Genomic DNA, 20,440 nt, shown 5'->3' with positions numbered 1-20,440 from the left:
GCTATTCACCCTTTTAATCTTCTTTCAGCAGGCAGGCCCGCACCTCAAAAAAACAACAGAAAAAAACGCTATTTGCGTACATGGAGTTGTCAAATTTAAACAACCCATCATGCGTACAAACAGCGTTTAAATGAAATGCTGATAAAGATAATGCTCAGGAGCTAACCTTATTCTGCTGATATTGCTCCATTGAGATAAGTACCTCACGAGGCTTACTTCCCTCGTAAGGACCGATGACCCCGCGAGCTTCCATGGAGTCAATCAGTCGGGCAGCACGTGTATAACCGATCCGCATACGGCGCTGGAGGAGTGAAACGGATGCTTGTTTAGCCTCTAAAATGATGTTGACAGCTTGATCATACAACTCATCCAACATTTCATCCGCATCAGTGGATACCTCTTCCACCTCCGGCACTAGCGTTTCATCATACTGCGCTTCACCCTGTTCACGTACATAGTTAACGATGTTCTCCACTTCCTGATCACTCATAAACGCTCCCTGAACACGGACTGGCTTGGAGGCTCCCATCGGCATGAACAGCATGTCACCACGTCCTAGCAGCTTCTCAGCTCCGCCCATATCCAGTATGGTACGGGAATCCACCTGCGAGGAAACGCCGAAGGCAATGCGTGAAGGAATATTAGCCTTAATAACCCCTGTAATTACGTCAACCGAAGGTCTTTGTGTTGCAATAATCAGATGGATGCCTGCTGCACGCGCCATTTGGGCAAGTCGCGCAATCGCATCCTCTACATCTCCTGCAGCAACCATCATCAAATCTGCCAGCTCGTCCACAATAACGACGATGTAAGGTAGAAATGCATCCGGGTTATCTTTCATCAGATTGTTGTAGCCCTCAATATTACGGGTGCCTGATTTGGAAAACAACTCGTACCTTTTTTCCATTTCCACTACAATTTTCTTCAATGCCAGTGAGGCACGCTTTGGATCAGTCACGACTGGAGCCAATAAATGGGGGATTCCATTATACACGTTCAACTCCACCATTTTGGGATCGACCATCAGAAATTTTACCTCATCCGGCTTTGCTTTGTACAAAATACTCGTGATGATGCCATTAATACACACCGATTTACCTGAACCCGTAGCTCCAGCCACAAGCAGATGGGGCATCTTGGCTAAATTGCCAACAATCGTTTGTCCTGCAATATCACGCCCGAATGCAATTGACAAATTGGAAACCGATTCTTGGAAAACAGCCGTCTCCATGACCTCACGCATAGTTACGATAGAAACTTCATTATTCGGAACTTCTATCCCTATAGCGGATTTACCAGGAATAGGTGCCTCCATACGGATATCCTTTGCAGCAAGCGCAAGCGCAATGTCATCCGTTAGACTCACAATGCGGCTGACCTTCACACCAATGTCTGGCTGTATTTCATAGCGTGTGACGGCTGGACCACGTACAACCTCCAGCACTTTCGCCCGAACCCCGAAGCTTTCCAGCGTCGCTTCCAGCTTGCGTGCTGTCTGCATGTAATCCTTTTGCCCCATACCTTTGCCTGCATTTTGTGGTTTGGCAAGCAAACGGAACGATGGGAGCTTGTACGGCTTAGGCGGCGGTGGAGCCGGAGTAGATACATTGTTGCCTTCGCCTTTCCCTTCTGTTCCCCCGCTAGCAATCATCTGTGCCTGTTCCTGGGCTTCTTCTGATATCCCCTGGACTGTTGCCGAATCGTTCATACCCTTATCCGCATCAGCATTCTCAAAATTACGATCCAGTGGTTCATCAATAATGGAGTCGTTCAGTTCTCCCGCTGTCAGGGACTCTCCAGGTTCAGCCCCTGATCTTCTTTCCTCATTTTTCACTTGCTCGAAGAAATCCCTAATAATGGGTGATCTTTTTACTGGCATTGAAGCTTCCTGCTCAGTGTGCTCGACCAAGTCAGGCATCTCTTCATCCTCGTTACCGTTTCTCCACTGGGGCTGCACATCGTCCGCTTGATATAAAAGATCTTGTTCATCCTCATCCGCATGGGCAGGTTGCTCTTCCTTGTCCGCCTTATCTGTATTTTTAAGACCAAACAACTGGAAGAAAATTGGCTGTTTGCGTGCTGGAGGCTGCATCTCATCAAAATCGTCATCCATATCTTCCTCATAGGCAGGAATAGGCTCGGCTTTGGGTTTTCTACTTCCACTGCCTTTGCTAGATGCAGAAAGTGGAGTTGCTTTTCCAGCCCATTTTTTTCGCACACTTCCGCCGGCTGTCAGCAGCTTGGTCTTTACAATCCGCACTAAATCCACATAGGACAGTTGGGTCATTAGCATAAAACAAATGACGAACATGACAATCATGATCAGCTTAGCTCCTGTTAGACCAAACAGCCACAACAGCACGGTAAGTTGCAATGCGCCAACGTAGCCCCCGCTAATATCCTTATTCAGCATAGAGGTATGTCCTTGCTGATCAGGCGACAGTAACTGCTCACGCATATCTATATGTATCTGGCTCATCACTCCGCCCGGCTGAAGCGCGTTGATCGGACCTAAACGCTGCTCCATGGATGAAATAGAACTCATAAGTGTAAAGGCAAATACCAACAACAGCAAACCCGTCTTTCGCGAGTTCCACTGGTTCGGCCACTTGCGGTGAATCATCACCATCAGACCATAATAAATGCCAATCAGGGGGATCACAAAATAGAATTTCCCCAATACAAGCCCAAACATCTTGGATAGCGACCGACCGACTGCCGCTTCACCCGACAACGCAATGACCGCCAATGTAATCAGCACAATGCCGTAAATTTCATATTTTAAAACTCCACCAAATATGGCTTTCTTTTTTCTTTTTCTTCTTCTGGACATACAAGGTCACCCCCCAGAAGAATATTATACCACGTCACTCGCTATCCGCACATATGTTCTTTTTCAGCAGTAAATGACCTATTCCTGTACGATTCGACAGCTTCTATGACCACTCGATAACCTGACCTGGTCCATAACGAGGATTGAGGTAGGCTTCCAATGGACAGTCCAACAGCCTTACAATAATCCCTCGCCGACTTTCAAGCGGCTGTACCTGCATGAGCAGACCGTTTACCCGCACCTCTACAAGCTCCTCTGCCTCCTTCCACATTCCCTCCCATACCAATTCCATCGGCATTACAGTATACAATGTCATTGGGGAAGCTCCTTGCTGTGCTCACTTGAAGGAGTTCCTGTAGGGTTGCCAGTTGGATTGGGTGAAAAAGAGGCATACGGAGTCTGCTGCGGAGTCCCTGTCATCCCGTTTTGCTGACGGCGCGCCTCAATGATGGTATTCAACTGTTTTAGCGCCTCTCCTATACCACCAACCGCATCCATCAAACCGTATTTTACAGCATCAGCCCCCCCAACTGCTGTACCAATATCACGATTTAACTCTCCGGTTTTGAACATCAGTTCCTTGAACCGCTCTTCTGTAATACGGGAATGAGAAACGACAAATCGGACGACACGCTCCTGCATTTTTTCCATATATTCAAAAGTTTGTGGGACTCCAATGACCAGGCCGCTCATACGAATCGGATGAATGGTCATCGTCGCACTCTCGGCAATGTAAGAATAAGTAGATGATACGGCAATCGGCACACCGATGCTATGTCCTCCACCTATGACAATGGTCACTGTTGGTTTACTCATGGATGCGATCATCTCAGCAATAGCCAGTCCTGCCTCTACATCACCACCAACTGTATTCAGCAAAATCATTAATCCTTCGATACGTGGGTTTTGCTCGGCCGCTACCAACTGCGGAATAATGTGTTCATATTTTGTTGTTTTGTTTTGAGGCGGTAAGATGAGATGTCCTTCAATCTGACCGATAATCGTCATGCAAAAAATATTGGACTCGCTTCCGGGCATGGAGGTTTGACCCAGCTGCTGTAAAGCCTCCATCGCAGGTAAGGCTGGTCTTTGTCCAACTTCTGGTTGTTCTGGCGCTTCCGTTTCCTCGTTGCTAGAAAATATATTGCTGTAATGTTCCATGTGGGTGATCTTCCTTTCGGTTTACGCATCTATGTGTCCCGTATTCACCCTATAGTATGGGATGGAAATGGAATATTTTATACTCCCCCCGTGCCTTTCCTCAACCCGAAAATCAAAAAAAGCCTCTCTCCCCGCGGAAACCGTCCAATATTTCCTGCGGGGAGAGAGGCGACTGTGTGCCTGTGACTTAAGTTTTTAATTCCAGTTTTCGAACATATTTCAATTGAATCACACTTCCATTATAATTGGCAGAATCATCGGTCTGCGACGGGTTTGCTCATACAAGAAGCGACCCAGTGCATCCTTGACATTTGTCTTGAGGGAAGCCCATTCATTTACATTTTCACTCATGAGCTTATGCAGTGTACTTGAAACAATACGATTTGCTTCATCCAGCAAACCTTCTGATTCACGAACATACACGAAACCACGGGAAATGATATCTGGACCCGACTTAATGGTGCCATCTTGCTTGCTCAGTGTGACAACCACTACCAAAATACCGTCCTGTGACAACAATTTGCGGTCGCGCAATACGATATTTCCTACATCGCCTACGCCTAGTCCATCGATCAGTACGTTACCTGCTGTAACTTTACCAGCTCTGCGTGCTCCGCCATTCTGAATTTCAATAACTTCACCGATATCCGTGATAAAGATATTTTCAGGCTCGATACCTACCCCTTCTGCAAGAAGAGCGTGACGACGCTGCATTCTGAACTCACCGTGAATTGGCAAGAAGAATTTTGGTTTCATCAGATTCAGCATCAGCTTGAGTTCTTCCTGGCTGCCGTGTCCAGAAACGTGGATACCAGGATTAGCTGCGCTGTAGTAGACATTAGCACCTAGACGGAACAGCTCATCGATAGTACGTCCAACATATTTTTCATTACCTGGAACCGGAGTAGCTGCGATGATTACGGAGTCCCCTGGAAGAATATCTACCTTACGATGTGTCGAACGAGCCATTCTTGTCAAAGCCGACATCGGTTCACCTTGACTACCTGTGCAGAGAATAACTACGCGATCCGCTGACATTTTGCCAACTTCTTCAGGCTCAATCAGCATTCCATCTGGAATTTCCAAATAGCCCAAATCAGAAGCAATACCTACAACATTAACCATACTGCGACCAATAACTGTTACTTTACGTCCGGTTGCTTCAGCAGCATTAATGACTTGCTGAATGCGATGTACGTTCGAAGCAAAAGTGGCTACGACCACACGCTGTCTCGACTTGCGGAAAATATCTTCCAGCACAATGCCAACGCTCTTTTCTGAAGGTGTAAAGCCCGGTTTTTCGGCATTGGTACTGTCTGACAAAAGAGCCAGTACGCCACGTGTGCCAATTTCAGCCATACGCTGCAAATCTGCATATTGTCCGTTCACCGGAGTATGATCAAATTTGAAGTCTCCTGTATGAACAACAGCGCCTTCAGGAGTATCAATGCAAACACCTACGGAATCAGGAATACTATGGTTGGTTTTGAAGAAAGTTACTTTCAATGTCGAGCCCAGCTTGATTTCAGAATCAGCATTGATCAAAATACGTTTGGTTTCACCAAGCAAATTCGCTTCCTTCAGCTTGTTTTCCACCAATCCCAGCGTCAATTTGGTACCATATACAGGTACATTCAAATGTTTCAGCACGTAAGGCAAACCGCCGATATGGTCCTCGTGACCATGTGTCAGCACAATGCCTCTTACTTTGTCGCGGTTCTCTGTAAGGTAGGAAATATCAGGAATAACGATATCAATGCCAAGCATGTCCTCTTCCGGAAATTTCAAACCGGAATCCACCACGACAATGTCATTGCCGTATTGAACGACATACATATTTTTCCCGATTTCACCGACGCCGCCCAAAGCGAAAATCATCAATTTATCGTTGTTTGTTTTTTTAGACAAATGAATCTAAACCTCCTATGGTAGTTGGACGTCGTACCTTGATTTGTTATTTAATTTTCAAAAAAATACCGCACCCAGTCACTTGACCCCATTATACATGATTAAAATACGAAAAAACAAGTCATCCTGTTCGTTACGCTAGGTTTCCCATTGACTTCTCAAACCATAAGTATATGTCATTTTATCTACATACCTGGTTAACAGCACAGCAAAAAGGACGTTCTAAAAGAACGCCCTTCATGACCGAGGACCTTGTCAGATGATAAGCCAGTCGGTGTTATACCTACCAGTTGTCTTTAACAAGGTTACTCCTTATATTCATCAACATGTTACCTCTATTTCATTTTAGCGGGTAAATAAATTCTTGATAAACTCCGCTTCATCCTCAGTAGGAGGAATAAGCGGCAACCGAACAGAACCTACCTTAATCCCCCGTAGTTCTAGTGCATACTTTACAGCCACCGGATTAGGTAAAGGATGCGGACAGTTGAACATGCCCTTAAAAATCGGGAACAACTGCTGATGCAGTTTTGCTGCCTCCTGTGCGTGTCCCCCCACAAATGAATCCATCATCCGCTTCATTTCTGCACCTATCACGTGACTCGCTACGCTGATAATGCCATAAGCACCTACAGCCATGGCAGGCAGTCCGGATGCATCATCCCCGGAGTAAACCAGAAAACCTTCTGGTGCTGCCGCTGCAATCTGTGTAACCTGTGCAAGTGATGCACATTCTTTGGTTCCTACAATGTTCGGAATTTGTGCAAGTCGCAGTGTCGTTTCCACTGTTAGGCTCGCACCGGTACGGCTAGGAACATTATACAGTATAGCTGGAAGGGATGTGGAGTTTGCAATACTTTGGAAATGCTGGTACATCCCTTCCTGATTCGGTTTATTATAATATGGCACTACCAGCAGCACACCGTCTGCTCCCGCCTGCTCCGCAGCACGGGTGAGATGGATGGAATGACGTGTATTATTGCTTCCCGTTCCGGCAATAATTTTACACCGCCCAGCTGCTTTTTCTACAACAAATGCAAACAACTTTATTTTTTCATCATCGCTCAGGGTAGGAGACTCCCCTGTTGTTCCAGATACAACAAGTGACTCTGAATGCTGTTCTTCTATTAAGTAATCAATCAACGAGGACAATGCAGTCCAGTCAATCTCTCCTTGCTGATCAAAAGGTGTCACCATTGCGGTAATCAATCTGCCGAAGTTCACCATGCTGCCTCCTTTTTTTGCAAGTCCGAGCACGAACAATGCGCCTATTGATGGAGTTCAAATTTATTATGCAATGCACGTACAGCCTGCACCATATCTTCTTTTTTAACAAGTACCCAGATCGTGGTGTTGGAATCTGCCGATTGAAGGATCTGTACGTCTGATTCTGTCAACGCCTCCACAATTGTCGCCATAATACCTGGTACCCCGTTGATACCACCGCCTATGACCGAAACTTTAGCACACCCTGCCAGTATCTTAGGCTCAAGACCTAAACCGTTAAGTACTTCAACTGCTTTGCTTCCATCATTGTCAAATACGGTGTAAACCGCGCCTGATGGAGTTACATTAATGAAATCGACGCTGATTCCATGTTCGGCCATAGATTTGAATACTTGTAATTGCAAGTGCTCAAAACCCGACTTTAATTCAACATTAATTTGAGTAACATTGCCGACATACGCAATACCGGTCACGAAACGGTCTACGATATCTGCCTGCACGTCCTTAAAGCCTTCCGGATGGGTAACCAGCGTCCCTTCTCCTTCGGAGAAGGTAGAGCGAACCCGGACCGGAATATTAGCCTGCATGGCGATTTCAACAGCACGAGGATGGATCACTTTTGCTCCCTGATGAGCCATATTACAAATTTCCGTATAGCTAACATGTGCAAGCGGCTTCGCATTTTCCACAATACGTGGGTCTGCGGTTAATATACCGTTCACATCCGTATAAATATCAACCATATCCGCATGCAGGGCAGCACCAAGAGCAGTAGCTGATGTATCGCTGCCTCCCCGACCAAGGGTTGTCATATCACCGTCCGCAGTTTGTCCCTGAAAACCTGTCACAATGACAACTCTGCCTTGGTTCAGCTCTTCCACAATGCGGTCTGGCTTTATATCTAAAATACGAGCATTGCCATATTGATCATCCGTAATAAAGCCTGCCTGTGCTCCAGTCAGCACCGTAGCAGGGATACCTTCCTTCTCCATCAGGCTACATAATGTAGCGGCGGAAATGATTTCACCACAGCACAGCAGTAAATCGCGTTCGCGCTTTGGAAGACTGTCGCCGTTTGACGCCGCCCAATCCAGCAGCGTATCTGTGGCATAAGGCTCCCCTTTCCTCCCCATGGCCGACACAACAACAACCAATTGAAAATTTTGCTTCAGTTCCCGCTTCACATGTGCCAGCACAAGTTGACGCGCTTCAGGCGTGGATAGCGAGGTCCCCCCAAATTTTTGCACCAAAATACCCATTATTCTTCCCCCATATTACTCCCTGCTTTAGGAACGTTACTCCGCATTTGCAGCAATAATTTCCGCGATTTGCACCGCGTTCCATGCCGCTCCCTTGAGCAGATTGTCGGATACGACCCACAAATTCAAACCACGGCTATTGCCCAAATCACGACGTACACGCCCTACGAATACGTCAGGTTTACCTGCCGCTTCGGATGCCAGCGGATAAAGCTGGGCAGCAGGATCATCTACCAGCGTTACTCCAGGTGCGGAAGCCAGCAGATTACGGACTTCTTCTAGATCATAATCTTTTTTAAGCTCAACATAGACAGATTCCGAGTGACCGTATACAACAGGAATACGCACACATGTAGCTGTTACGTCTACAGAATCGTCACCCAGTATTTTTTTCGTTTCGCGTACCATTTTCATTTCTTCCAGTGTATAACCATTATCCTGGAATTTATCGATTTGCGGAATAGCATTGAAAGCAATCTGATGCTTTACTGGCAACGAACCTACCGGCAGCAGATCTGGCTGAACGTCATCACCGTTAAGAATTGCTGCGCTTTGACGATTCAATTCATCAATAGCACGGCTTCCAGCACCGGATACGGCTTGGTAGGTGGATACTATGATACGAGAAATGCCATACTGATCATATAATGGTTTCAAAGCAGCTACCATCTGAATGGTAGAGCAGTTCGGGTTAGCGATAATTCCCTGATGCTCGGCAATCTTGTCGCTGTTCACCTCAGGTACTACAAGAGGAGCAGTCGGTTCCATTCGAAATGCGTTGGTATTGTCAATGCAAACCGCTCCATGACGAACAGCATGCGGCGCCAGTTCCTTACTTACATCTCCGCCTGCACTAAACAAAGCAATGTCGATTCCTTCAAAGCTGTCGGGGGTAGCAATTTCTACTGGAATCTGCTGACCTTTAAAGCTAATTAACGTGCCGGCAGAACGAGGCGAAGAAAGAAATTTGATTTTGTCCACCGGAAAATCTCGTTTTTCCAGCAGATTTACGATCTGTTCTCCTACAGCGCCTGTCGCTCCAACGACAGCTACATTAAACTTTCTATTGCTCATCTGGTGTATCTCCCCTTCTCGACTAAAAAACCATTTTTTATTCTGAAAGCATCCACCGCCAACAAGAAATTAGACCCGATGGATTATCGAATCGTCTTCTAGGCGAGGGATGCTCAGCAGTTAACTATAGTACTTCATAGGGTCTTGCGTTCCACAATCATCGGCTGAATCTGTCTGCCCTGCAATGCTTCATAGGCAGCCTCTGGAATCAACTCCATATGGGCTACAAGCGAGTTCGGCTTCTTGACTGGATTATCCTGTCCGAACGGCACAAAAAAGATGTTCTTGGCTATTAGTAACTTGGCGATATTGGCAGCATTTAGACCAAGTCCATCATTAGTAGATATGGCTAAAAGAAGTGGACGACCATTGCGTAAATGCGCCTTGGCAGCCATTAAAACCGGACTGTCTGTCATCGCATTCGCTAACTTGCTCATCGAATTCCCCGTCAAAGGTGCAATCACCAGCACATCGAGCATTTGGGAGGGTCCCAGTGGTTCTGCCTCCACAATTGTAGAAATGATATCATTCCCTGTTATATCTTTCAACTGTTTTTGCCAACTTTGCGAAGTACCAAAGCGAGTATCCGTTGTTAGTACGGTATTGGATATAATCGGAACGACCTTCGCACCCTCATCAACAAAGCGCTGTATAACAGGCATTACCTCTTCAAATGTGCAATGTGAGCCTGTAATTGCATAACCTACCGTTTTCCCTTGCCAACTCATTGTGCATCCCCCCGATCAGGATTATCTTCCATTAACAACTGCACCAGCGTATTCGCTATAATAGTACCAGCAGTTTTGGGAGCAACAATACCAGGAAGACCGGGGGCAAGCATAGCCGTAATTCCACGCTTTTCCGCATATCGGAAATCACAACCGCCTGGGGCGGAAGCAAGATCTATAATCACGGTGCTCAGTGGCAATTTAGACAGGATTTGCGCTGTGATAATCATAGAGGGTATCGTATTAAAAATCAAGTCAACCCCCTTTGTCTCATTCGCTAAATCCCTTGTCATAAAAGGCTTCCAACCCATCTCCACAGCTCTCGCTGCATCCTCTGCCCGTCGTACTCCAACTCTCACTTTGGCTCCCAACCCCTGTAGTGCCCTTGCCATGGTAAATCCAGTCCGTCCCATGCCTAGAACCATACACTCTGCACCATGAATCGTAAAATCAGTATGCTGAATTGCCATCATCAGTGCGCCTTCAGCCGTAGGTATAGAATTGTATATGGCCACATCATCTCTGTCCAGCAGCTCAACCAGCTTCAATTCATGTCTGGTACAAATTTCTTTTAAGTACGCTCGTGCCATCCCTGTATATACAACGCAATGCGGTGGAAGAGCAGCAGCATGCTCATTCAGAAACTGAAGCTTTTGTGTTCCGAAGAGTGCACTCACGTTGCCTTCCTCATCGCATCCCACCACCGGCAGAATCAGTGCGTCTGACGATTCTAGCAGCTTGACAGACATTGACTCTAATGTGACTCCTTTGAGTGGTACTTCGAGCTTGTCAAAGCCAATCACAGTGACGGTAGCATCCATGTCCACACATTTGCGGATTACCTCAAGCTGTCTCGCATCCCCACCCAAAACAACGATGCGCATTCCTGTTAGCATCCGGATCACTCCTTTCCGAGACACGATATGCTTTTAGTCTATGCAGATGCCCGGGAAGGGGTGAAAAAACACAAAAAAAAGCCGCCCCTCTACGGAACGACTTTTATGTGTATGCTTACTCTAAAGCGAGTAATATTGAGACTTTTATAAAATGGACAATTGCATTGCATTACGTTACATTGCAAGTCTTGCAAGTGAGCCGCAAATTCAGCGCCCTGTATGACCAAAGCCTCCAGCCCCACGCACGGTTTCAGACAAATGGTCTACTTGCTTCAGCTCGACCTCAGGCACAATCTGAAATACCATTTGTGCAATTCGTTCATTGCGCGTAATGGTGAACGGTTCTTCGCCTAAATTGATAAGAAGCACCTTAATTTCCCCACGATAATCTGCATCAATCGTTCCAGGTGTGTTAAGACAAGTAATACCATGCTTGAGAGCCAGTCCACTACGAGGACGGATTTGTGCTTCTAATCCTGCTGGCATAGCTATTGCAAATCCAGTTGGAACGAGACAACGTTTGCCGGGTTCCAGAACCAAATCCTCCTGTACTGCTGCATACAAGTCAAACCCGGATGCAAGCTCTGACATTTTGCGGGGTAGCTCTATATCTTCATTGCCCCCGAGTCTGTTAATTTCAACGTAAGTTAACAAAATAGTCCCTCCTCATATCCTTAACCGCTGAATCACTCGCTCCGACCATGGACAGAGCAAACGGCTCCGAAAACATCCGATCCAGCACTTTGTTCACATCATCAGCCGTCACTTGATCGATGTGTTCGATCATTTGATCCAGCGTATAATGCTGACCTAACATTAACTCATTCTTTCCAAGACGATTCATTCGACTACCTGTACTCTCAAGGCTTAAGATCAGACTTCCTTTTAGCTGCTCCTTGCCTTTCCGAAGCTCAGTAGCGTCCAAGCCGTTGACAGCCACATCTCGCAACAGCTCCAGCGTCAAATCGAGCACGTCCTTTGTTTGCTTAGGAGCCGTACCTGCATAAATCGTGAACATTCCACTATCTGCATGGGAGCTATGATAGGAATAAACCGAATAAGCCAGTCCACGTTTTTCACGAATTTCTTGGAATAAACGTGAGCTCATGCCCCCGCCGATCGCGTTATTCAGCAAAACCATAGCATACTGAAGATCGTCGCCTATTGCAAATCCAGGCAGGGACAGACAAATATGATTCTGCTCTGTTGCTTTCTCGTGATACAACAGATTACCGTTAAATGCGGGTACTGTCAGTGGCGAAATGATTCCGTGATTATCGAAATGCCCAAAATGTTGCTCCAGCAATTCTACAAGCCGATCGTCAACATTACCAGCCACACTGATAACTGTATTGTCGATTGTATAGTGCTCCTTCATATATTGGCTGAGATGTGAGCTATCCAGAGCTAGCAGATGATTTTCGGTTCCGAGAATCGGATAAGCCAGTGGATGTTCACCATAGGCCGCCAGAGAAACAAGATCATGCACCATATCATCAGGTGTGTCCTCGTACATGGAGATTTCCTCCAAAATCACATTTTTCTCTCTTGCCAGCTCTTCCCCATCCAATTTGGAATGAAAGAACATATCAGACAGTACATCGACCGCGATCGGTAGATGCTCATCTAGCACTTTCGCATAATAACACGTATATTCCTTCGAAGTGAAAGCATTAACATTTCCTCCGATGGCGTCAAATTGCTCAGCGATTTCCTTAGCACTAAAACGCTCGGTTCCTTTGAAAAGCATGTGTTCAATAAAATGAGAAATACCGCTATTGTCCGGTGTCTCATTTCGGGAACCGGTTTTAACCCAGATGCCGAAAGAAACAGAACGCACGGTTGGAATTTTTTCAATGACCACTCTTAGGCCGTTTTTGAGTTGAATTCTTTCCACGCTTGGCCCTCCTAAACTAAATTGCATACTTAGCCATAATGTTCAATCCTAACAGAAAAAAGACGTTCACTCAACCGGAGCTGGTAGCTGCCGATCAGGGGAAAGCGTCTGACTGACTGTTCCAGGCACAAGTCCTTTACTGCGAATGGCATGAATCATACCCTTGAGAGCAGCAGCGGAGGAATCTGTTGGGTGCATCAATATCAGGGAGCCGGACTCCACCTTACTGCTGATTTTATGAATCACCGATTCCGGCGATGGATGTCTCCAGTCTACGGTGTCTAAAGTCCACAGTACTGTTTTGAGCCCATGCTCTGCCGCGATATCCACCGTTTGTTGATTAAAATCGCCCGATGGAGGGGCAAACCAATTATTTTTGACACCTAAAGTTTGTTGCAGAAGCTCTTCCGTTTTTTCGATTTCTTGTACGGCTCTAGCCCGGCTCAGGCGACTCATATCCGGATGAGAGTAGGCATGATTAGAAAGCTCATGTCCTCTTTTTTGAATTTCCTTGGCGAGTTCAGGATTTTTCTTCAGCCAGCTTCCATCAAGAAAAAACGTGGCCTTCACCTTCTCCTGATCCAATGTATTCAGTATAGGCTCAATAAACTCATTCCCCCATGCTACATTGATCATGAAGGATACCATTGGTTTTTCAGGATTGCCCCTGTAAATTGGGACATTGCCCAATTGATTTAAATGTATTTTGGGTGCCAGTTGGCGATATACATATTGAATAGGCCGATCTGGTGCTGCAATGGCTTTGCGATAGGTAGCATCCACATCGACCTCTAGTCCGTTATAACCTGGGATAGCCTTCCACACCCTGTCGACCTTGGCATCAACTGGCTCCCTCCGCTGACGCGCTGCTTCTGTCTTTAATCGCTGCATAAGCGCATTATCAGGTAAAGGTGCTACCGCCATCGTGGGTACAGCTTCAGGCTCTTCAACTCCTGTAACATCTCCATTACGTAATTGACTAGCATAGTCACGAACCCCGCTAAACTGCCCAATTACCAGTGTGATGGCTAAACTGGCTACCACCCACACTGCACGTTTCACCCTACTCATCATTCCTTCATCCTCCCGCTCGTTTGTCCACATTGTATGCGAGGAGGACAAGATCTATGACGTAGCAAACTATAGAAGCTTGTTTAGACGCAGCATATGCATATGTATGAAAAAAGAGCCAGAAACGTAGCTCTGCCTCTTTCCAAAAGCTTAATTAATGCTATTCAAATCCCTTATCCTGCACATACGTATTGACTGCTGTTACTGTGGCTCGCAAAGCATAACTTAGGACTTTGCAGGAGCTTCAGCCGTCAATACTGCCTTACGCGACAAATTGACACGACCTTGCTGATCGATTTCAGTTACTTTCACCGTAATCGTATCGCCAATAGCAACGACATCTTCAACTTTGGCTACACGCTCAGTAGACAGTTGAGAAATATGAACCAGACCATCTTTACCCGGTAAAATTTCAACAAATGCGCCGAATTTTTCAATCCGTTTGACTGTACCGATGTAAATCTCGCCGACCACGACTTCTTTTACGATACCTTCAATAATGGAACGCGCCTTCTCATTCATCTCTTGATTTGTAGAGGCGATGAACACACGACCATCTTGTTCAATATCGATCTTCACGCCGGTTTCTTCGATGATCTTGTTGATGATTTTACCACCAGCTCCAATAACATCACGGATTTTGTCCGGGTTAATGTTCATTGTCATAATTTTCGGAGCATACGGAGACAACTGCTCACGGGGTTTCTGGATCGCTTCCATCATTTTGCTAAGAATGAACAAACGCCCTTCTCTAGCTTGCTTGAGCGCATCCTGTAAAATTTTGCGGTCAATGCCGTCAATTTTAATATCCATTTGAATGGCAGTTACGCCTTCCGCTGTACCGGCAACTTTAAAGTCCATATCGCCCAGATGATCTTCCATGCCCTGGATATCGGTCAATACGGAAACATGATCTCCGTCCTTGATCAATCCCATAGCCACACCTGCAACTGGAGCTTTAATCGGTACACCTGCATCCATCATAGCCAGTGTGCTTGCACAAATACTAGCTTGTGAGGTAGACCCATTCGATTCCAGCACTTCGGAAACTAGACGGATCGTGTACGGGAATTCAGTTTCAGAAGGAATTACTTTGGAAAGTGCGCGCTCACCCAGAGCACCATGTCCGATTTCACGACGACCCGGCGCACGCAAAGGACGAGCCTCACCTACGCTGAATGGAGGGAAATTGTAATGATGCATGAAGCGTTTAGTTTCTTCCAGATCGATACCGTCCAGAATTTGTACGTCTCCTAATGCACCAAGAGTACAAACGCTAAGCGCCTGTGTTTGTCCACGTGTAAATAAGCCTGAACCGTGCGTACGCGGCAAAATGCTAGTATCACTTTCAATCGGACGAATTTCGTCAAGCTTACGACCATCAGGACGCACTTTATCATGCGTAATCAGACGTCGGACTTCTTCCTTTACGATATCATAGAGAACTTCACTCACATCGCTTAACAGCTCAGGTGTCTCTATGTATTGTGCTTCAAAATGAGCAACGGTCTCTTCATTAACTGCATCAATCGCCTCTTGACGGGCATGTTTTTCTGCAATTTTAACAGCTTTCACCAAACGCTCAGCTGCATAAGCACGTACTTCACTGTTCACTTTTTCATCAACAGCATGCAGCTTAACCTGCATTTTCTCTTTACCTGCTACTTGCACCAATTGTTCAATAACTGCCACAATGTTCTTAATCTCATCATGTCCGAACATAATAGCTTCGAGCATAACTTCCTCTGGAATTTCATCGCCTTCTGCTTCTACCATCATAATGGCATCTTTCGTTCCGGCTACAACGAGGTACAGATCGCTTGCGCTCTGCTGTGCAATATCTGGATTAATTACAAATTGTCCGTCTACACGACCTACAGCAACACCGCCAATTGGTCCATTAAAAGGTACATCCGAAATACTGAGTGCTGCCGAGGTTCCAATCATGGCTGCAATTTCAGGTTCGCAATCCTGATCAACACTCATAACTAGGTTCAACACCTGTACATCATTTCGGAAACCTTCAGGGAACAATGGGCGAATTGGACGGTCTGTCAAGCGACTGGATAAAATCGCCTTTTGACTCGGGCGTCCTTCACGCTTAATAAATCCGCCAGGAATTTTCCCTACAGCATACAATCTTTCCTCATAGTTCACGGTCAGCGGAAAAAAGTCCAAATCTTTTGGTTCACGGGAAGCGGTCACAGTACATAGCACAACTGTTTCTCCGTAACTTACTTTAACTGCCGCATTGGCTTGTTTTGCAAGACGTCCTGTTTCAAGCACCAGCTTTCTTCCGCCGAGTTGCATTTCTACGCGTTGCTCCATGGTATCCCTCCATTTCATTTCATTGTAAAAGTTCTATACATATCCAGTATTTCCTGCGCAGGTCTTATTCATAAGAAGCCCAACAGACAAATTAGGAAATGTATTCAAAAAAAGATTCCTCATTTCAAAAAAGAACCCGGCTGCTGTCCGCCGTCGCCTTAGCAGGGACAAGCGGTGAACAACCAGGCTTCTTTTCTCATTACATGTCTGAAAATTAACGACGCAGTCCGAGACGCTCGATCAACGCACTGTAACGTTTAACATCAGTCTTCTTCAGGTAAGCCAAAAGTTTACGACGCTGACCGACCATTTTCAACAACCCGCGGCGGGAGTGATGGTCTTTCTTGTGCGAACGAAAGTGACTTTGCAAGTTGACGATGTTTTCAGTAAGGATAGCGATTTGTACCTCAGGTGATCCTGTATCGGATTCATGAGTTTTGTACTCCTCGATCAATTGCTGTTTACGCTCTTGAGTCAATGCCATCCTGTTCACCTCCTTCATTATAATCGCCATTAGCCTCGTAACCGCCGGTGAAAGCGAACAACCAAGCTAAGGTTCATCGTTGTTTACACAACATAAGTCAGTATACCACAGCGCCTGTCTTATGTAAATAAATTAGCCCAACAGCTTTTTAGCCGTTTGTGCGTCATTGCCAATTTGATTAATCAACTCATCCACCGAAGAGAATTTGCGTTCAGGGCGGATGTAATGATGAAGTTCAACGAGCACAGACTCCCCATAAATTTGTTGATTAAAATCAAAAAGATGTACCTCAAACGACGGATTCAGCACACCCTCATGAAAAGTAGGCTTAACCCCTACATTCATTACACCATTTATCCAATGATCACCTACGAGCGCCCGTACAGCGTATACACCCTTAACCGGAATAACATAAGAATCATCCAGCTTAAGATTAGCTGTCGGAAAACCGATTGTGCGTCCGCGCTTTTCACCATCCATCACAGTGCCCTGGATACGATAAGGGCGTCCCAACCAGCGCGAAGCATGTGCCAAATCCCCCGTCTGTAAAGCACGGCGAATGCCTGAACTGCTTACCTTATCCCCATCCAGTTCGAATGGTGGTACAGTGTAGACAGACATCAGGTCTCCTCCCAGCTTCCGAAGCGTATTTTCGTGCCCGGCTCCCCGGTGGCCAAACCTAAAATCAAAACCTACTACAGCCGTTCGAATTTGTAATGGAAGCAACACATCAGTTATAAAATCCTCTGGGCTGACCTTGGAAAATTGTTCGTTAAAACTTAAAATATAAAGTACATCCACACCCATATCGGCCAAAATGGTCTGCTTGTCTGCAAGCGGTGTTAAATAACCTTCATAATCACCTTTTTTCATGACTTCCTTCGGATGAGGGTGAAATGTCATGACAGATACTGGCACTTTCTGCTCACGAGCGAGCGCGACGGCCTTGCGTATCACGCTTGCATGTCCCAGATGAAGGCCGTCGAACTGGCCGATCGCCGTGACTTGTGGACGTCCCCATTGCTGCAATAGCTCATCACTCAATGGATAAGATAACGATACGGTAATCATATTCATTCACCTGCATTTCACATCATTTGACTAACTTCGTCAAAAATTATAGCACAATTCATGGTGAAAAACGTCTTTAGGCATAATTTCACGGAAGCCTAACCGTGCCTAGGGGAAGTTTTCTGACGATTATAGAATGGTTCAGCTCCGCTGAGAATTTGTAAATTCTATACGCTTAAAAAAACTTTAATTGGGGCGATTGCGCCTGATTCATCCCGTCCATATATGCCTAAAAAGGTTTTATCCTCTTTATATAGCCGGAATGGTTGGCTGTCCGTTACCGGTGGTGAAATCATACTAAGCGACAAGCGTTGACCTTGCAAAGCCGCAGCTACCTTGGCTTCAGCCACTGTATGCTCTGGCATATAATCAATTGCTTTATCAGTAGCAATAAGCCGCTCACTCAGGCTTCCATCCGCTACATAGCGTTCAATTTCTTCGAATGTTAAACAATGTTCCGCAGAAATTCCCGCAGACATAGTTCGCTCCAGCTTAACCATCGTAGAAGGATATCCCAATTCACGGCCAATATCAACACATAGTGTACGGATATAAGTCCCTTTGGAGCATAAAGCACGAAAAGAAATATCCACATGCGGTCCCACCTTCGCAAAACTTGTCATTTCAAGCTCGTAAATACTCACTTCACGACTTTTACGCTCCACAGTTTTGCCTTCTCGAGCCAGCTCGTATAAACGTTTTCCATCTACTTTGAGTGCAGAGTACATTGGCGGGACTTGGGAAATCGCACCAACAAAACGTTCCAAAACCGCTTTGGCTTCCATTTCGGTCACCTCAACCGGACGTTCGCTCTCTTCTGTAATTGTCCCAGTCAGGTCTTCGGTATCCGTAGCAATACCTAAGCGCAGTGTAGCTTGGTACTCCTTGGGCCGCTCTTGCATATATTCCACCACTCGAGTAGTACGTCCCAGACACAACGGCAGTACACCGGTTACCTGTGGATCTAGCGTTCCGGTATGTCCAATTCGCTTCATTCCCAACAAACGGCGAACCTTGGCCACTACATCATGAGAGGTAAATCCAGCAGGCTTATACACAGGAAGAACACCTTCCCATACTGCCTGCCCCTTATTTATTGGATTCATAGCTCAGACTTCACCCGCCCTACAACGGTCTCGATGATATCTTCCAGCTTCCCCTCTACCCGACAGCCGGCCGCACGTACATGTCCACCGCCCCCAAAGGATTGAGCCAGCGCAGCTACATCAACATTCCCTGCCGATCTCAAACTTGCCTTGGCCGCTTGATCATTAATAACTTTAAAGAAAATGCCTACTTCAACCCCACGGATATTTCTTGGATAATTCACAATGCCTTCCAAATCCTCATTTACAGCACCACATTCCACCATATCATCAGGTGTTACAACGACCCAAGCAACTTTCCCATCCTCCGACATCGTGAGCGTTTGCAATGCCTTGGTCAGCACTTTCATTTGGGGAAATGTCATTTCCTCAAGTAATTTCTCGGACAAAAATGGACCATCCACACCGTAAGCAAGAAGCTGTGATACCGTAGACATCACTTTCGGTGAAGTGTTAGAGTAGCGGAAACCTCCTGTATCCGTTAGCAAACCGGTATATACAGCCGTTGCCACATCAACGTCCCAGGTTACTGCAAACTTTTCCAATAAATCAAACAGTATCTCCGCTGTTGCCGCAGCGTCCGACTTAATTACATTAACCGTACCATAAGCATCATTCGTTGGATGGTGATCAATATTCAGAATAATGGCATCTTCCGTAAAAAACTGCTCTGTCAAACCAACACGACGGTAATCGGCACAATCTACACAAATGATCCGGTTGTATTTCCGTTCTGGCGGTTGTTGACTCATATCCATAATCTTATCGGCATGCCACAAAAAATCCATGCGTTTAGGAATAGGTCCCTCATTCAACATGGTAAATTTCTTCCCCAGACATGAGAGAAGCCAGCCCACCGTTACGGTGGAGCTGACTGCGTCTCCGTCCGGCTGTACATGCGATACGATCAGGTAATCATCATGCTCCAGAATAAATTCCTTCGCTTGTTGAAGCGCCTGTTCATAGGTATGCATTGCCGTCTCCTTTACATTCAGTTCATGGTTCTTCATACTGACAGAAATTTCTTTCTCATTTCTCGTCCTTGTCGATATCACTCAACAGCTTTTCAATGCGGCTGCCGTAAGCAATAGATTCGTCAATTTTGAAAATCAGCTCAGGAATATGACGAAGTCGTATCCGTTTGCCAAGTTCAGAACGAAGATAACCGTTCGCTTTGTCCAGTGCCTTCAGGGAGGAAGTTTTTTGTTCTTCATCTCCAAGTACGCTCAAGTATACTTTCGCTTGGGACAAATCGTTTGTCACATCGACACCCGTTACCGTAATAAAACCGATACGTGGGTCTTTTAATTCGGTCTGTATAAGTAGGCTTAGCTCCTTCTTAATCTGCTCGCCAACTCGACCTGTACGTATTTTAGCCATGGATGCTCACCCCTCTG

Annotated in this window: 18 protein-coding genes; all 18 read right to left on the bottom strand. The window is 46.0% G+C overall.

What is annotated here, in order from left to right:
- Positions 1-154: 154 nt before the first annotated feature.
- The 18 genes from FKV70_RS12175 to rbfA all read right to left on the bottom strand — a co-directional run bounded on the left by FKV70_RS12175 (position 155) and on the right by rbfA (position 20,423).
- On the bottom strand, positions 155-2,833 hold the full coding sequence (locus FKV70_RS12175; RefSeq protein WP_142612981.1) for an FtsK/SpoIIIE family DNA translocase: 2,679 nt from the start codon (positions 2,831-2,833) through the stop codon (positions 155-157).
- Positions 2,834-2,936: 103 nt separating this feature from the next.
- Positions 2,937-3,149 carry a YlzJ-like family protein gene (locus FKV70_RS12170; protein WP_063208855.1) on the bottom strand — a complete coding sequence of 71 codons (213 nt, stop codon included), beginning with the start codon at positions 3,147-3,149 and terminating at the stop codon, positions 2,937-2,939.
- Positions 3,146-3,994: a ClpP family protease gene (locus FKV70_RS12165; protein WP_063208857.1), complete on the bottom strand. Its 849-nt coding sequence runs from the start codon at positions 3,992-3,994 to the stop codon at positions 3,146-3,148. The genes FKV70_RS12170 and FKV70_RS12165 overlap by 4 nt, the downstream gene beginning before the upstream one ends.
- Before the next feature lie 228 nt (positions 3,995-4,222).
- Positions 4,223-5,902: a ribonuclease J gene (locus FKV70_RS12160; protein WP_013370737.1), complete on the bottom strand. Its 1,680-nt coding sequence runs from the start codon at positions 5,900-5,902 to the stop codon at positions 4,223-4,225.
- Positions 5,903-6,247: 345 nt separating this feature from the next.
- Positions 6,248-7,129: a 4-hydroxy-tetrahydrodipicolinate synthase gene (gene dapA / locus FKV70_RS12155; RefSeq protein WP_142612980.1), complete on the bottom strand. Its 882-nt coding sequence runs from the start codon at positions 7,127-7,129 to the stop codon at positions 6,248-6,250.
- A 41-nt stretch (positions 7,130-7,170) separates the two neighbouring features.
- The gene (gene dapG, locus FKV70_RS12150) at positions 7,171-8,388 is read right to left on the bottom strand and encodes an aspartate kinase (protein WP_064798084.1); all 1,218 of its coding nucleotides are present in this window, start codon (positions 8,386-8,388) and stop codon (positions 7,171-7,173) included.
- A gap of 36 nt (positions 8,389-8,424) precedes the next feature.
- Positions 8,425-9,462, bottom strand: coding sequence for an aspartate-semialdehyde dehydrogenase (locus FKV70_RS12145; RefSeq protein WP_063208863.1), 1,038 nt, complete (start codon positions 9,460-9,462; stop codon positions 8,425-8,427).
- A gap of 134 nt (positions 9,463-9,596) precedes the next feature.
- Positions 9,597-10,190, bottom strand: a complete 594-nt coding sequence (locus tag FKV70_RS12140) for a dipicolinate synthase subunit B (protein ID WP_063208865.1) — start codon at positions 10,188-10,190, stop codon at positions 9,597-9,599.
- A complete protein-coding gene (dpsA, locus tag FKV70_RS12135; RefSeq protein WP_142612979.1) occupies positions 10,187-11,086 on the bottom strand; it encodes a dipicolinate synthase subunit DpsA in 900 nt (299 codons plus the stop codon). Before dpsA ends, FKV70_RS12140 begins: the two co-directional genes overlap by 4 nt.
- A gap of 207 nt (positions 11,087-11,293) precedes the next feature.
- The gene (dut, locus tag FKV70_RS12130; protein WP_142612978.1) at positions 11,294-11,740 is read right to left on the bottom strand and encodes a dUTP diphosphatase; all 447 of its coding nucleotides are present in this window, start codon (positions 11,738-11,740) and stop codon (positions 11,294-11,296) included.
- Positions 11,724-12,983 (bottom strand): M16 family metallopeptidase, encoded by a 1,260-nt coding sequence (locus FKV70_RS12125; RefSeq protein WP_063208871.1) that lies wholly within the window; start codon positions 12,981-12,983, stop codon positions 11,724-11,726. The genes dut and FKV70_RS12125 overlap by 17 nt, the downstream gene beginning before the upstream one ends.
- Before the next feature lie 66 nt (positions 12,984-13,049).
- Complete coding sequence (locus FKV70_RS12120) at positions 13,050-14,057, bottom strand: polysaccharide deacetylase family protein (protein WP_142612977.1); 1,008 nt, start codon at positions 14,055-14,057, stop codon at positions 13,050-13,052.
- Positions 14,058-14,279: 222 nt separating this feature from the next.
- Entirely contained in the window at positions 14,280-16,382 is a 2,103-nt protein-coding gene (gene pnp, locus FKV70_RS12115) for a polyribonucleotide nucleotidyltransferase (protein ID WP_063208875.1), read from the bottom strand.
- 214 nt (positions 16,383-16,596) lie between these two features.
- Positions 16,597-16,866 carry a 30S ribosomal protein S15 gene (gene rpsO / locus FKV70_RS12110; RefSeq protein ID WP_007430074.1) on the bottom strand — a complete coding sequence of 90 codons (270 nt, stop codon included), beginning with the start codon at positions 16,864-16,866 and terminating at the stop codon, positions 16,597-16,599.
- Positions 16,867-16,998: 132 nt separating this feature from the next.
- Complete coding sequence (locus FKV70_RS12105; protein WP_142612976.1) at positions 16,999-17,937, bottom strand: bifunctional riboflavin kinase/FAD synthetase; 939 nt, start codon at positions 17,935-17,937, stop codon at positions 16,999-17,001.
- A 167-nt stretch (positions 17,938-18,104) separates the two neighbouring features.
- Positions 18,105-19,043, bottom strand: coding sequence for a tRNA pseudouridine(55) synthase TruB (gene truB / locus FKV70_RS12100; protein ID WP_142612975.1), 939 nt, complete (start codon positions 19,041-19,043; stop codon positions 18,105-18,107).
- Positions 19,040-20,017, bottom strand: coding sequence for a DHH family phosphoesterase (locus FKV70_RS12095; protein WP_142613106.1), 978 nt, complete (start codon positions 20,015-20,017; stop codon positions 19,040-19,042). The genes truB and FKV70_RS12095 overlap by 4 nt, the downstream gene beginning before the upstream one ends.
- 55 nt (positions 20,018-20,072) lie before the next feature.
- Positions 20,073-20,423, bottom strand: coding sequence for a 30S ribosome-binding factor RbfA (gene rbfA / locus FKV70_RS12090; protein WP_013370723.1), 351 nt, complete (start codon positions 20,421-20,423; stop codon positions 20,073-20,075).
- Positions 20,424-20,440: the final 17 nt, after the last annotated feature.

The sequence above is a fragment of the Paenibacillus ottowii genome, from assembly GCF_006874425.1.
GTDB lineage: Bacteria > Bacillota > Bacilli > Paenibacillales > Paenibacillaceae > Paenibacillus > Paenibacillus ottowii.
This window is presented reverse-complemented; position numbering and strand designations above follow the sequence as displayed.

Excerpts from the sequence above, each read along its gene's own strand:
- dapA (WP_142612980.1), bottom strand. The coding sequence starts at position 7,129 with ATGGTGAACTTCGGCAGATTGATTACCGCAATGGTGACACCTTTTGAT.
- FKV70_RS12165 (WP_063208857.1), bottom strand. The coding sequence starts at position 3,994 with ATGGAACATTACAGCAATATATTTTCTAGCAACGAGGAAACGGAAGCG.
- dpsA (WP_142612979.1), bottom strand. The coding sequence starts at position 11,086 with ATGCTAACAGGAATGCGCATCGTTGTTTTGGGTGGGGATGCGAGACAG.
- pnp (WP_063208875.1), bottom strand. The coding sequence starts at position 16,382 with ATGGAGCAACGCGTAGAAATGCAACTCGGCGGAAGAAAGCTGGTGCTT.
- rpsO (WP_007430074.1), bottom strand. The coding sequence starts at position 16,866 with ATGGCATTGACTCAAGAGCGTAAACAGCAATTGATCGAGGAGTACAAA.
- FKV70_RS12170 (WP_063208855.1), bottom strand. The coding sequence starts at position 3,149 with ATGACATTGTATACTGTAATGCCGATGGAATTGGTATGGGAGGGAATG.
- FKV70_RS12140 (WP_063208865.1), bottom strand. The coding sequence starts at position 10,190 with ATGAGTTGGCAAGGGAAAACGGTAGGTTATGCAATTACAGGCTCACAT.
- FKV70_RS12145 (WP_063208863.1), bottom strand. The coding sequence starts at position 9,462 with ATGAGCAATAGAAAGTTTAATGTAGCTGTCGTTGGAGCGACAGGCGCT.
- FKV70_RS12175 (WP_142612981.1), bottom strand. The coding sequence starts at position 2,833 with ATGTCCAGAAGAAGAAAAAGAAAAAAGAAAGCCATATTTGGTGGAGTT.
- truB (WP_142612975.1), bottom strand. The coding sequence starts at position 19,043 with ATGAATCCAATAAATAAGGGGCAGGCAGTATGGGAAGGTGTTCTTCCT.
- dapG (WP_064798084.1), bottom strand. The coding sequence starts at position 8,388 with ATGGGTATTTTGGTGCAAAAATTTGGGGGGACCTCGCTATCCACGCCT.
- FKV70_RS12105 (WP_142612976.1), bottom strand. The coding sequence starts at position 17,937 with ATGATTACCGTATCGTTATCTTATCCATTGAGTGATGAGCTATTGCAG.
- FKV70_RS12120 (WP_142612977.1), bottom strand. The coding sequence starts at position 14,057 with ATGATGAGTAGGGTGAAACGTGCAGTGTGGGTGGTAGCCAGTTTAGCC.
- rbfA (WP_013370723.1), bottom strand. The coding sequence starts at position 20,423 with ATGGCTAAAATACGTACAGGTCGAGTTGGCGAGCAGATTAAGAAGGAG.
- FKV70_RS12095 (WP_142613106.1), bottom strand. The coding sequence starts at position 20,017 with ATGCATACCTATGAACAGGCGCTTCAACAAGCGAAGGAATTTATTCTG.